This is a genomic window from Bacillus sp. FSL K6-6540 (genome assembly GCF_038007545.1).
The window spans coordinates 1,903,527-1,916,482 of the sequence record NZ_JBBOXH010000001.1 but is presented as its reverse complement, the minus strand read 5'-3'; the positions used below and the strand labels follow the sequence as shown (position 1 = coordinate 1,916,482).

Annotated in this window: 16 protein-coding genes; 1 reads left to right on the top strand and 15 read right to left on the bottom strand. The window is 51.0% G+C overall.

The genetic code is table 11. The annotated features are described in order from the left end of the window. Window positions 1-63: 63 nt before the first annotated feature. The 14 genes from MHH82_RS08395 to MHH82_RS08330 form a co-directional block, all read right to left on the bottom strand. Window positions 64-1,407, bottom strand: coding sequence for a peptidase U32 family protein (locus tag MHH82_RS08395; RefSeq protein ID WP_015734064.1), 1,344 nt, complete (start codon window positions 1,405-1,407; stop codon window positions 64-66). Between the two features lie 12 nt (window positions 1,408-1,419). Then, window positions 1,420-2,352, bottom strand: a complete 933-nt coding sequence (locus tag MHH82_RS08390) for a peptidase U32 family protein (RefSeq protein ID WP_340965127.1) — start codon at window positions 2,350-2,352, stop codon at window positions 1,420-1,422. 102 nt (window positions 2,353-2,454) lie between these two features. Beyond that, window positions 2,455-3,498: an endolytic transglycosylase MltG gene (gene mltG, locus MHH82_RS08385; RefSeq protein ID WP_015734062.1), complete on the bottom strand. Its 1,044-nt coding sequence runs from the start codon at window positions 3,496-3,498 to the stop codon at window positions 2,455-2,457. Window positions 3,499-3,592: 94 nt separating this feature from the next. After that, window positions 3,593-3,904, bottom strand: a complete 312-nt coding sequence (locus tag MHH82_RS08380; RefSeq protein ID WP_175320776.1) for a DUF1292 domain-containing protein — start codon at window positions 3,902-3,904, stop codon at window positions 3,593-3,595. Beyond that, complete coding sequence (locus tag MHH82_RS08375) at window positions 3,904-4,206, bottom strand: DUF1292 domain-containing protein (RefSeq protein WP_015734061.1); 303 nt, start codon at window positions 4,204-4,206, stop codon at window positions 3,904-3,906. Before MHH82_RS08375 ends, MHH82_RS08380 begins: the two co-directional genes overlap by 1 nt. Before the next feature lie 17 nt (window positions 4,207-4,223). Further along, on the bottom strand, window positions 4,224-4,637 hold the full coding sequence (gene ruvX, locus MHH82_RS08370; RefSeq protein WP_015734060.1) for a Holliday junction resolvase RuvX: 414 nt from the start codon (window positions 4,635-4,637) through the stop codon (window positions 4,224-4,226). Between the two features lie 12 nt (window positions 4,638-4,649). Further along, a complete protein-coding gene (locus tag MHH82_RS08365; protein WP_006208869.1) occupies window positions 4,650-4,910 on the bottom strand; it encodes an IreB family regulatory phosphoprotein in 261 nt (86 codons plus the stop codon). Window positions 4,911-5,128: 218 nt separating this feature from the next. Beyond that, window positions 5,129-7,756, bottom strand: a complete 2,628-nt coding sequence (gene alaS, locus MHH82_RS08360; protein ID WP_096772946.1) for an alanine--tRNA ligase — start codon at window positions 7,754-7,756, stop codon at window positions 5,129-5,131. Window positions 7,757-8,177: 421 nt separating this feature from the next. Continuing rightward, complete coding sequence (locus MHH82_RS08355; RefSeq protein ID WP_009592785.1) at window positions 8,178-9,245, bottom strand: AI-2E family transporter; 1,068 nt, start codon at window positions 9,243-9,245, stop codon at window positions 8,178-8,180. Between the two features lie 159 nt (window positions 9,246-9,404). After that, on the bottom strand, window positions 9,405-9,614 hold the full coding sequence (locus MHH82_RS08350) for a hypothetical protein (RefSeq protein WP_015734058.1): 210 nt from the start codon (window positions 9,612-9,614) through the stop codon (window positions 9,405-9,407). A gap of 11 nt (window positions 9,615-9,625) precedes the next feature. Continuing rightward, window positions 9,626-10,147, bottom strand: a complete 522-nt coding sequence (locus tag MHH82_RS08345) for a PRC-barrel domain-containing protein (RefSeq protein WP_009592754.1) — start codon at window positions 10,145-10,147, stop codon at window positions 9,626-9,628. A 137-nt stretch (window positions 10,148-10,284) separates the two neighbouring features. Further along, complete coding sequence (locus MHH82_RS08340; RefSeq protein ID WP_096772945.1) at window positions 10,285-11,430, bottom strand: cysteine desulfurase family protein; 1,146 nt, start codon at window positions 11,428-11,430, stop codon at window positions 10,285-10,287. 244 nt (window positions 11,431-11,674) lie between these two features. Beyond that, a complete protein-coding gene (locus tag MHH82_RS08335; RefSeq protein WP_340965111.1) occupies window positions 11,675-12,004 on the bottom strand; it encodes a YolD-like family protein in 330 nt (109 codons plus the stop codon). Window positions 12,005-12,117: 113 nt separating this feature from the next. After that, window positions 12,118-12,339 carry a helix-turn-helix domain-containing protein gene (locus tag MHH82_RS08330; protein WP_340965109.1) on the bottom strand — a complete coding sequence of 74 codons (222 nt, stop codon included), beginning with the start codon at window positions 12,337-12,339 and terminating at the stop codon, window positions 12,118-12,120. A 128-nt stretch (window positions 12,340-12,467) separates the two neighbouring features. Between MHH82_RS08330 and MHH82_RS08325 the strand changes: the two genes are divergently transcribed. After that, window positions 12,468-12,680, top strand: a complete 213-nt coding sequence (locus tag MHH82_RS08325; protein ID WP_340965106.1) for a hypothetical protein — start codon at window positions 12,468-12,470, stop codon at window positions 12,678-12,680. A 22-nt stretch (window positions 12,681-12,702) separates the two neighbouring features. On the opposite strand, the gene MHH82_RS08320 is transcribed toward MHH82_RS08325, so the two are convergent. Continuing rightward, window positions 12,703-12,858, bottom strand: a complete 156-nt coding sequence (locus tag MHH82_RS08320; protein WP_340965104.1) for a hypothetical protein — start codon at window positions 12,856-12,858, stop codon at window positions 12,703-12,705. Window positions 12,859-12,956: the final 98 nt, after the last annotated feature.

Here is a 12,956-nt window from a genome sequence, read left to right as displayed (position 1 = left end):
GAATCCAAGGTCCATCCACAGACCCGGATTCTCAATTGTGTAGTTCTTAAGAACTATATTTTATTATCCTTTGCGTTTTCGCATCATATCAAAATGACGCACCGGCTGATCCACCTTCATGCGAATGAGCTGAAGGGGATGGCGAGCTGCATCCAGTTCGCTTCCATTCTCATCCTGGATAGGCCCAACCGTCTGCTTAAAGAAGGTCCCTTCCGGCCCGAAAAATTCGATTTGATCCCCCGGCTTAAAGTGGTTCCGCTGCTGGATGACGGCCGTTCCCGAGTGTTCGTCATATTCCATCACCAATCCGGCGAAATCATAAGGCACCGCCTTCTCTTCCGGTTCATAAATATGATCCTCATGGTCCGGCGTATCATAGAAAAATCCAGTATTCAGCGGTCGGTTGGCCGCTTTATTAATTTCCTCGATCCATTCCGGCTTCAATACATAATGGTCAGGGTCGGCCATGTAAGAATCAATCGCCTGTCTATACACATTGACCACAGTCGCAACGTAATGGATCGATTTCATCCGTCCCTCAATCTTGAAGCTGTCGATTCCGACCTCGATCAGATCCGGAATATGCTCCAACATGCAGAGATCCTTCGACCCCATCGTAAACTGATTATCTTCCGGCTGGAACAGCGGGATCTGGGTAACGCCCGGTTTGAACGGGGATGGAGCAGGGGCAGGCTGTTCCATCAGCTGCTGCTCTTCCGACACCCAATGTCCCTGCTCTTCTCGTCCATCCTCGAACAAATCATATTTCCAACGGCAGGATTGGCAGCATCCGCCCCGGTTGGAATCACGGTCCGTAAAATGGTTGGACAATACGCAGCGACCGGAGAACGAGGAGCACATTGCTCCATGGATAAAGGCTTCGATCTCAATGTCAACATGCTCTTTAATCGCTGCGATTTCCTCCAGGCTTGCCTCCCGTCCCAGTACGACCCGCGGCAATCCTTCGTCCTTCCAGAATTTCACGGCCTGCCAATTGAGCGTGGACTGCTGCGTGCTCAGATGTACTTCAAGTTTAGGTGCAGCGCGCTTGGCAACCTCGATAATCGCCGGATCGGCAGCGATGATCGCTGCAATGCCTGCTTCTTCCAGGCTTCGCAGGTAGGATTCGATGCCTTCGATGTCCTCGTTATGCGCATAAATGTTGGTGGCCACAAACACCTTCGCGCCGTATTTCTTGGCGAATTCCACGCCTTCTTTCATTTCTTCGAAGCTGAAGTTGTCCGCATTCGAACGAAGGCCGTATTTCTGTCCTCCGATATATACCGCATCGGCGCCATAATGCACCGCAAATTTCAGTTTTTCCAAATTACCGGCCGGGGCGAGCAATTCCGGCTTGTCCAGGCGATAGCGTTTGCCTTTGTATTTTGGCTGTGCCATTGCTTCCATGCTGTCCACTCCTTAATAAACTTGTTCCTTGTAGAAAAATCCAAACGACAATTCGCGTTCCGGATCCTGAATCGCGCGGATTCCGTCCATCCACTCTTCCTGAAATGCATAAGCTGAAGCGTCTGCAGCATAGAGATCGATCGCTTTACGATACGTTCGAATTACAACCTCATTGTAATGGCGCGGCTTCAGCAGTGTCTCTACCTTAAAGCTGTCCACGCCTGCTGCCATCAGCAGATGCAGATCCTCCAGAATGCAGATATCCTCCGAACTCATGATATGGGTGCCATTGATATCCTCATAGATCGGATATTTCTCGTCCTGGCGTTCGGCCTCGATGAGGAACAGGCCTCGCTCTTTGCCCAGGCTGCCGTCATTGACTGGTCTGCCCTGCTGCTGCATGTAACTGTTCACCAGGCGCCGCTTGGAGTGATAGATGTTGGTCATGCCGTGGACCTGGACCTGCGCTTCCAGCTGAAGCTGCGGCTTCATGTCCGTGACTTCGTCCATATTCAATTCACGCGCCAGAATAACCCGGGAGGCGCCTTTGCTTCCCCAGTAATTGGCCGTTGAATAGTTGGTGGCGGTCATTTCCGCATTCCAGTGGAGCTTTACCTGCGGAGCCAAGTCTTTTACGGTGGTTAGCACCGAGGGATCGTTAAATTCCACCGCATCCACTCCGATGTCTCCGACCGCTTTAACATAAGCGGGAAGCTCCGGCAGCAAATCATTGGTCATTAAGTTGTTCAAGCTTACGTACACTTTGCTCCCTTGCCCGTGAGCAAGCTGCACGACTTGCGCAATTTCGTCCAGGGGCAAACTGCCGGGCAATCTCATGCCGAAGCGGTCTTCGCCGACAAGCAGCGCATCGGCTCCGGCTTCCAAGTAAGCAGCAGCATCGGCCACGGAGCCGGCTGCCGCCAATAATTCAGGTTTGATACTCATGATGATTTCCTCCCTATTAGAGGTTGTTCAACAAGCCTCTTTCATGCCGTAGTATTGAGGCGTGGCCTGCCTGCCGCAATCGGACTTGCTGAACACGTCATATTATTGTTGTGCCATCTTTTTGCTGGCCTCGATGTTTTTTAAATGCTCTTTGTACGTTTTGGCAAAGAGATGCTCCTGCGTACCGTCCTTCTTCGTCACATAGAACAAATAATCGGATTTCTCCGGGTTCAGGGCTGCCTGAATGGATTCCAGGCTCGGGCTCGAGATAGGCCCCGGCGGAAGTCCCTTTTGACGATAAGTGTTATACGGGCTCTCGACCTCCAGGTCGGCGTAAAGCAGCCGCTCCTTCGGCTTATCTAACAGATATTGAACGGTCGCATCGATTTCAAGCCTCATATCCTCGTCCAGCCGGTTATAAATCACGCCGGCTACCAGGGCTCGCTCCTGGTCCGCAACCACTTCCCGCTCCACCAGCGAAGCGATGGTCATGAGCTCATGGAACGTCACGCCTCGCGCCTCCAGCTGGCTCTCCCAATCCGGAATTTCAGCCAAACGCTTCTCGGTTTCCTTCAGCATGGTCTCTGCGATCCCTTTTGCCGTTAGATCCTTCTTCGGCAGTTCATAGGTCGCCGGGAATAAGTAGCCCTCCAGATGATGCCTCAGATTTGCTTCTGCGGGAATCTCTTCCGCTATGGGCACATTCCAGCCGGATGGCTGGTCCACAACCTCCAGGAACTCCTTCTCGTCGATGCCGCTCTCGCGAGCGATGGTTTCCGCCATCTGAAGGATCGTATATCCCTCGGGGATCGTGAAACGGACCATTTCCTCAGGCTTCACTTCGCCGTTGTTCATCTTGGATAACAGCTCCTGGAAGGGAGTGCCCGGCGTTGCTTCATAGGTGCCCGCCATGAGACGGCTGCCTTCGCCGCTAAGCTTCAGATAACCTTTAAGTATGAGAGCATTTTTGATCAGTCCCTTTTCCTCAAGCAGATCGGCGATAGAGGATGTGCTCATGCCGGACTCCACGGTGAATTCGACGGGAGTTTCCGAGCTCTGAACGGGTTGCAAACCATTCCATACGTAGAATACGGCCCCGCCTGCAATGAGGATCAGAACCAATGCTGCTATTGCCAGTTTCTTCAATCTACTCATCCCTTCACACCAAAAGGGGCGGACAGCTCCGCCCCTTCCTGAACTTTCATTTGAAAATTAAGCATGTGCTCCTGCAGGAGGGAGCTTAGTCCTCGTCTCCCTCGGGAAACGTCAGCTCATCGTAGAGCTCGGACACATTCTCCCATTCCTCGTCGTCATCAATGGTGGCCAGCTCCAATCCGCCATCCGCATTCTTCACGATCCGGAGAACCTCGTACTCCTCATCGGTGCGGTCCGGCTGAACCAGAATGGCATACCCTTGACCATCCACTTCAAATTCGGCGGCAATATCATAAACCTCGAGATGGCCTTTATCGTCCTCAAGCTCAACACTCTCACCGAATGCTTCCTTAAGGGCTTGGGTCCATACGATATTCTCAACCGAAAAATCAGACATCATTCGTCTCTCCCGTCCAGCTCTTCCACGAGCGTATTGAAGGTTTCTTCAACAATGGCCCATTCTTCATCGTCTTCGATCATAAACAGTTTCAGGTCTTCTCCGTCTTCCTCATAACGGAAGGCGTAAACCTCGTCGGTCTCTTCTTCTGCAGACTCCCTTGGTACGACCATCATATATTTGGCATCCGAGCCATCCACTTCGAATTTCATGATGACTTCGAATTCTTCCTCGTTGCCTTCATCGTCGGGAATATAAATAATTTCCGGTTCTTCTTCCATACCAATATGCTCATTAGCCATTGTAATCACCCTCACCTTTACCTTTTAGAATCCAAGTAGTTTTGCAAAATCAAGCTTGCCGCCATTTTATCTACAACCTGTTTTCGCTTCTTTCGGCTGACATCGGCTTCAAGCAATGTCCTTTCAGCGGATACTGTTGATAGCCGTTCATCCCAAAGGTGAACGGGTAAGGATAGGGACTCTCGCAACGTGTTTGCGAATTCCATGCAGATTTCGCCCCGCGGACCAATCGTGCCGTTCATATTCTTAGGCAGGCCGACCACAATCTCGCCGACCTCGTTGTCTTTGACGAGTGCGGCAATTCTGTCCAGCTCGCCTTCGTCGCGGCGGCGTTCGATAACTTCAACCCCTTGGGCCGTCCATCCGAACGCGTCGCTGATGGCAACACCGATTCTGCGGTCCCCGTAATCTAATCCCATGATCTTCTTCATCCCTGTGTGCTCCTAACGGTGACTGGCTAAGTAGAACCGGACCAGTTCTTCAATCAATTCATCTCGCTCTTTTTTCCGGATCAAACTTCTGGCATTATTGTGCCGAGGTATATAAGCGGGATCCCCGGACAAAAGATACCCTACGATTTGGTTAATCGGATTGTACTCCTTCTCTACCAGCGAATCGTATACCGAAAGTAGAATGTCCTGGGCGGAAGCCTCCTTTTCATCACCTTTTACATTGAACTTGACTGTCTTATCCATGGAGTCCATGTGTGACACACCTCGCTTCTTCAAAGAACATGTTTACCATGCTTCGTCGAATAAATATTTACCAGCTTGATCTAGTTATATCATAACATAATCCTAAGTCTCTACGGAAATCCAAAGCGAAATATTTAGAGAGTGTTCCAAAAAATTCGGGATTGTGTACAGCAAATGCCGCTTCCCGCTTACGGTAGCCTGCCGTACACAATCTGGACAAATCATGTTTACACGCCCCGGGCTACGAGGTCCTCCGCATGCTGCAGCGCCTGGGCAAGCTTGGAAGCATCCTTGCCCCCGGCTTGGGCCATATCCGGACGGCCTCCGCCGCCCCCGCCGCATACCGACGCGACTTCCTTAACCAGCTTGCCGGCATGATAGCCCTGCTTCACCAGCTCCTGCGGAACCGCTACGACGAAATTCACCTTGTCGCCTGCTTTGGAGCCGAGCACGAGGATGGTCTCAGGCAGCTTGCCCTTCAATTCGTCAGCGATGCCGCGGAGTCCGTCCATGCTGCCGGCCTGTACTTCGGCTGCCAGCAGCGACGTATTGCCGACCTGCTTCACTTTGTCGGTCAGCTGGCTGGCTTCAATGGCTCCCAGCTTCCCTTGCAGGGACTCGTTCTCCCGAGCAAGATCCTTCACCTGTTGGTTCAGGCCTTCGATCCGCTTCGGCACGTCCGCAAGATTGCTCTTCAGCAAGCCGGCAGCCTGCTTGAGCAGGTCCATTTGGCCCTCCAGATGCTCATAAGCGTAACGTCCCGTTACGGCTTCAATGCGGCGAACGCCGGAGCCGATGCCGCTCTCGCCAAGCAGCTTGAAGATTCCGATCTGGGACGTGTTGTCCACATGGCATCCGCCGCACAGCTCGATGCTGTAATCCCCGACCTGAACGACACGGACGATATCGCCGTATTTCTCGCCGAACAAGGCCATGGCGCCCATCGCCTTCGCTTCATCAATGGCCTTGCGCTCGATAACGACCGGAACGCTCTTCCATACCTGTTCATTCACGCGGCGCTCAATATCGGCCAGTTCCTCCTGCGTAATGCTGCCGAAGTGGGAGAAGTCGAAGCGCAGACGCTGCGGTTCAACAAGGGAACCTGCCTGATTGACATGATCGCCAAGCACTTCCTTCAACGCTTTATGCAAAAGATGAGTCGCTGTATGGTTCTTGACGATGTCATTGCGCATAGCCGAGTCGACCTGCGCCTTGACCGTATCGCCCACTTTGAGCTCGCCGAGCTCGACGGTTACGAAATGCACATGCTGTCCATGCGGAGCCTTGAAGAGGCCTTCCACTCGGGCACGCACGGATCCGCCTTCCAACATCCCCTGATCGCTGACCTGGCCGCCGCTTTCAGCATAGAACGGAGTAACGTCCAGAATGACCTGACAGGTCTCGCCTTCACTGACGCTGTCCGCAAAGCTGTCACCGGACACAATGGCGAGCACTTTCGCCTCGCTGACGGTGTCATTATATCCAACAAATTCACTTTTAACCGTATAATCGGAAAGAACGCCGCCTTGGACCTTCATGCTTTCCGTTTCATGACGGGCTGCGCGCGCACGGTCACGCTGTTCCTTCATCGCGGCATCAAAGCCCTCGCGGTCCACGGTCAATCCGTGTTCGGACGCATAATCCTCCGTTAAATCAAACGGGAAGCCGTACGTATCATACAATTTGAACGCGTCGCTGCCGCTGATGACGGATTTGCCCTGCTTCTTCGCTTCGGCGCTGACGTCAGCCAGGATGTTCAAGCCGTCCGAGAGCGTTTTATGGAACTGTTCCTCTTCCGTCGCAATGACCTTCTCGATAAAGGCACGCTTCTCAACGACCTCTGGGTAGTATACTCCCATAATATCGCCTACGGTTCCGGTCAAAGTATACATGAACGGTTTGTCCAGTCCGAGCACCTTTCCGTAACGAACCGCGCGGCGGAGCAAACGACGGATGACATAGCCGCGGCCTTCGTTGGAAGGCAGCACGCCATCGCCTACAGCGAATGCAACCGTACGGATGTGGTCTGCAATGACTTTCAAAGCGATATCGTATTCCGTCTTCTCGTTGTATTTTACGCCGGCAAGCTCTGCCGTCTTCTGAATGATCGGCTGGAACAGGTCGGTATCGAAATTGGAAGCCACGTTTTGCAGAATGGAAGCAAAGCGCTCCAGACCCGCGCCCGTATCGATGTTCTTGTTCGGAAGCGGTGTATAGCTGCCGTCCTTGTTGTGGTTGAACTGGGAGAACACGAGGTTCCAAACTTCAAGCCAGCGTTCGTTCTCGCCGCCAGGGAACATTTCGGATTCGGGTGCCTCCGTGTCGTATCCTTCGCCGCGGTCATAGAAAATCTCGGTGCAAGGTCCGCATGGTCCTTCGCCGATATCCCAGAAGTTATCCTGCAGCTTGATGATGCGCTCCTTCGGGAGACCGATTTTCTCGTTCCACAGTTTATAGGCCTCCTCGTCCTCCGGATACACGGTTACGGACAGCTTCTCCGGATCGAAGCCGATCCACTTTTTGTCCGTCAGGAATTCCCAGGCCCAGGTGATCACTTCTTCTTTAAAATAGTCGCCGATGGAGAAGTTGCCCAGCATTTCGAAGAATGTATGGTGCCGGCGGGTCTTGCCGACATTCTCGATATCGTTGGTACGAATGCATTTCTGCGAGTTGGCAATTCTCGGATTTTCCGGCTTCACGCGCCCGTCGAAGTAAGGCTTGAGCGGAGCCATGCCTGCATTAATCCAGAGCAGGGACGGGTCATTATGCGGTACAAGCGATGCACTCGGCTCAATATTGTGGCCTTTCTCTGCAAAAAACTCTAGCCATTTGGAACGGATCTCACTAGCTTTCATCTCTACACTTCCTTCAGTCGTAATATAGGGATACAATCATTTGTATCCGAACACAAAAAACGCCCCTGAATATAATTCAGGGACGAATGTTCTCGCGGTACCACCCTGGTTATCGTCCATTCATCCTCCAGCATGTCTTCCTTGGATAACGAATACGACGATCGCCTCGTAACAGCTTGATAACGGGAGCCGCCCGGTGAATTTTGAATCACACTCGAAAATTAGCATTCGGCTAGGGACGCTTCCAGGTTCTCGCAGCCAGCCGGAAATTCTCCGGGCAGGAACCTGTTCTCTGGGCAAGGTGCACAAAGCCTACTCGATTTTGTCATCGATTTTAACGGTTATAGGTTTATCATTTCAAGTATATATAGGGGGAATACATCTGTCAATGCATGAACATGCTGGTTATCGGCCGAAGGGGTCAACCGGATTTCTTCCTGACATAATAAGCGAAAACATGCTGCAGCAGCACTTTGATGACGGCAAAGACCGGTACCGCCAGAATCAGACCCACGGTTCCTGCCACCTGTCCGCCGACAAGGAGCGCAAATATGATCAGAAGCGGATGCATATGCAGCTTCTTGCCGACCACTTGCGGCGAGATGACATTGCTCTCCAGCGTTTGGCAGACCATATTGACCACCGCCACCAGCAGCACCATCCTCCAGGAAATCGTGGATGCCATCACAAGCGCAGGAGCCGCCCCGAGAAAGGGGCCTAGATACGGGATGATGTTAAACACCGCCACGATGCTGGCCAGCAGCAGCGCGTACGGCATGCCCACGATCATGTACCCCACGTAAGCGAGAACGCCGATGATCAAGCATACCAGAAATTGTCCGCGGACATAATTCCCGAGGGCTGTGTCGATCTCTTTCAGCAGCGTGACAATCGACTTCCGGCGGCTCCGCGGCAGATAGGATACGGCGGTTCGCTGGAACACCTCAAAATCTTTTAATATGTAGAAGATCAGGAACGGAACAATTAACACATTAAACAGGATGTTGATGGTGTTGCCGATATTGTCCATGAAATCCGAAATTCCACCGGCCAGCCTCGACTCCATCTGCAGGAACCAGCTGTTGACGCCTGTCCTTACTCCCGGGGGCAGCAGCCTGCTGTCCAGATTGGTCATCAGGCTTTGGGCGTTCATCGATAATTCAGGCAAGTGCTCGTTGAGCTCCTCCAGCTGCCGGATCAGCATCGGAATCATATTGATCAGAATGACGGCCAGCGAAGTCAGGAAGACGGCATAAATGAGCAGTACCGCAATGCTCCGCGGAACTTTGCGGTCAGAGAGCGTGCATACAATCGGATTCAACACATACGATATGATCATGGCAACCAAAAATGGCGCCAGGACGGCCTTAAGAAAGCGATAGACATCCAGAAACAGCGGGCGCAGCAGCCAGACAAAATAAAGGGAGATGAGTCCAAGCATCAACCAAACCAACAACCGAAACCATTTGTTCTCGGTCAGCTGTTCCACACAGGCACCCTCCTTTTTTCGAAAGCTACCCTGTAGTATATGTACAAGCTTCCAGAAATAAACTAACATTTCCGCCGGCCAAAATGAAAAAGACTCCTGCTATTCAGCCGCACAGGCCTTACGCAAGGAGTCGTTGATCTTACGCTATGTACGCGTTCTTCAGGAAGACGCGTGCATCTGAGGAAAATCCGGCTGCATGTCATCGCCGAAGAACAAATCATCCAGCGAGCTCAGCGTGCCGTCCTCTTCTACCTGGTATACGGACATTTTCTCTCCGTTAACCGTCAATTCGATAAAGCAACCCCAGCAATAAAACTGGTGGGAGCCGATTTTTCCGATATCTTTGGAACTACAGTTTGGACATTTCATCCTACCTCACCCTATCCGTTCACAGAATTAATGGCTTTTTCCAGACGCTGTTCGCTCATCGGGGGTACCATGACGGCACTCTCGCCGATAGCCATTTCAGCTGTGCAAGGCAGCCATTTGCGACCTTCGATCAAATCCGAGACAAATCCATCGGATATTTCCAACCCTAGTATTGTATTGCCCTGTTCCTGCTCAAAATAAACATCCGATATACGACCGAGCAGGACACCATCCTCTGTCAGGACCTGCATCTCTTTCAATTTGCGTTTGCCCAAAAGGTACGTAAGCGGTATATCGTTGGCGCCCAATTTGCGGACAGCCTCTTGGCTCCGGATCATGACGGCATCTTCCCCGTAGGCTACGATATCTTCCCATGAGACGCTTTTCACATGAGAGGAAAACAAAGCCTTGCCTTCCAGCTCCAATCCGGTAATCAACCAGTTCTCATCTAGTATAAAATCGTGGATTTTGCCGATTTCCTTACCGTTCTCCACGTCGAATACAGCCAGTCCGATCATTTCTTGAAGTTTCATAACCGTGGACACCTCCTCATCCTTCATGGTTTGAAATCAACCGCGGTTCCCAAAAAAAGCTGACCGACGGGCAATTTCCAAGGATGAAATGGACGAACGCATACCCCCTATCCGTAGAAGGAGAAATCCCTTAACATCTATTTACGTAACCGATTAAGGATGGTTCCAATTTTTTGGGCAGTGTACTCCATTTCTTGAGTAGTATTACCCAAACCGAAACTAAAACGAATCGCGGAGCGCAAAACAGGGTCAGAAAGTTTCATTGCTCGGAGTACATGGGATATTTCCAGGGATCCCGACGTACAAGCCGAGCCGCTTGCCGCCGCAATTCCTTCCATATCGAGGTTCATCAGCATCGTCTCCGTATTGGCACCGGGAAAGCTGATATTCAGGATGTGAGGTAGGTGATGTTCCGGGTTTCCATTGATCACAAAAGAATTCTCGCCAATCTCCTGACGAAGCCCGTCAAGGAGGGTCGATCTCAGTTCGCGATAATGCTGGATCCGCGTCTCCATATTCTGCACGGTCCATTCCACTGCCGCCGCAAAACCGGCGATTCCGGCCATATTCTCTGTTCCGGCCCGGCGCTTTTTCTCCTGCAGCCCTCCGAACAGACGGGGAGATACGCTGAGTCCCCTGCGGACGACCAAAGCGCCTACGCCCTGCGGCCCGTTGATTTTGTGGGCGGAGAAGCTCCACATATCCACCGGCAGCTCGCGGCAGTTGATCGCCTCCGAGCCCAATGCCTGAACGGCATCGGTATGGAATACGATTCCGCGGCTCCGGCATAACTCGCCGATTTCGGCGATCGGCTGAACGGTGCCTACTTCATTGTTGCCGTACATGATGGTCACCAGCGCCGTGTTGTCCTGAATCGCGCCCGCAATGTCCTCTACAGAAACACGCCCTGTAGGGTCCACCGGGACATAGGTAACCTGGCAGCCCCGCCGTTCCAGCTCATGGCAAGTGTGGAGCACCGCATGGTGCTCCACCGCTGACGTAATCACATGTCTGCCTTCCACGCCCAAGGACTCCAGCAGTCCCAGAACAGCCAGGTTATCGCTCTCGGTCCCGCCTGCGGTAAACACCAGCTCGTCCGAATGGCATCCTAACAAAGACGCTATTCGATCACGCGCCCCGTTCACGATCTTCTTCGCTTCCCGTCCAAAAGCATGGACGCTCGAAGCATTGCCGTATTGGCTCGTCATGACATTCATCATCCGCTCCGCGACCTCCGGATGAACCGGGGTTGATGCGGCATGATCCAAGTATACTGATTTCATCTCCGTCGTCACCCTTAAATATAAAACATATATCTGACAGGATGTACAAGAGTAAAGTTCATTCTACAACAACCCTTTCAGAATCAAGATTTTAGCGTATTCTATCATAGTACAACCTACAAGGACAAACAACAACCTACAAGCTTTTTTGTGGGTAAAGTGTGGGTTCTGAATTACTCAAGGCCCATTGAAAAAGGACTCCGCCGTTATGAGCTGGAGTCCTTTTTCCACAAATTTCTTTTGTTCAACTTACCGAAATTACCTCATCGATCTTAATCCATTGCCAGCGATCTTCAGCTATGGACAATTTGATTTCCCGTCTGAACGTGTGGATCAATACGACAATACCTGTTAACTCTGTATCCTCATACTCATCAAACAGCCTTAATTTAATGGGACGGTGCTCATGAAACGACTCGGCCAGTGCTTGCTCAATCAATTCCATTTCCTGTGGATCCAAGGTTGGCCGATCTTTCCTACCCTGTTTGAGCTGTAGCCGAATTATGGCTTCCCTATGTTCTGGTATCATCATACGACTGGACTCCCAAAGACCGTTCCCATCTAATTTTGTCATTTACAGTGCCCTCCTTAACTTTGCCGGTTTGGTCATTCACAAAACAAGAACATTTGTTTGTATTATATGCGAACTAACGTTCCCTGATCAATGTAAAAAAAAGCCACCGCGCTCTATGCCTCGGTGGCTTCTTCATTCACATATTCAATTAATTCAGTTACGCTGTTTAATTCTAGCGCCTTGTATACCTTATCTAAATTATCAGGGGACCATGCTTTTGATTTGTTCTTGACCATATCCAGAATTGTAGGATAGCGGATTCCGGTCATTTCAGATAATTGATTCGCATTCATTCTCTTTTCAAATAGTATTCTGTCCAGCTTGAGCTTGAACATTTCGATCACCTCACCTTCATTATATACGATTATCGTTAAATGTAAACGATATTTGAATAATTTATACGAATATCGTTGACAACTATACGAATTTCGTATATAATTAAATTATAAAGGAGGTGAGACAAATGGATAAAGTGTTAATGGAAGCTTTTGAAAAGCTCCAAAAACGAGAACACCTCCTTAGAGTGACCCGAGACCAGATGGGGCTAGGACGGATCACCAAGGAGGAGTTCAAAAATCGTGAGGAACAGATACTTGGACGGTATGCCCTCACGGAAGCTGAACAGCGGGCGTATGACCTGCACCACCGCATGACGCAGCGCAAGCGTCGCGGATAAGTTTCAGGGAGAGGGGCCGAGATCAGGCCCCTCTTTTCTTACGCCGCCGTACCTGTTTCAGGTTAAAGGAATCATATTCAAATATCAACTGGTCGAATTGTTCCGAAGTGAGATAGACCAGAGGTACCAAAACGTTGTCCTGTACGGCGTAGTCGAGATACTGGATTTTCTTAGACACCAGATTTCCCTCCTTTGCTCAGGATCAGTTTTCACCATTATATATCAACCGTCAGTATATTTAAACTTCCGATAAACAAAAAAAAAGAACCTCGCAAG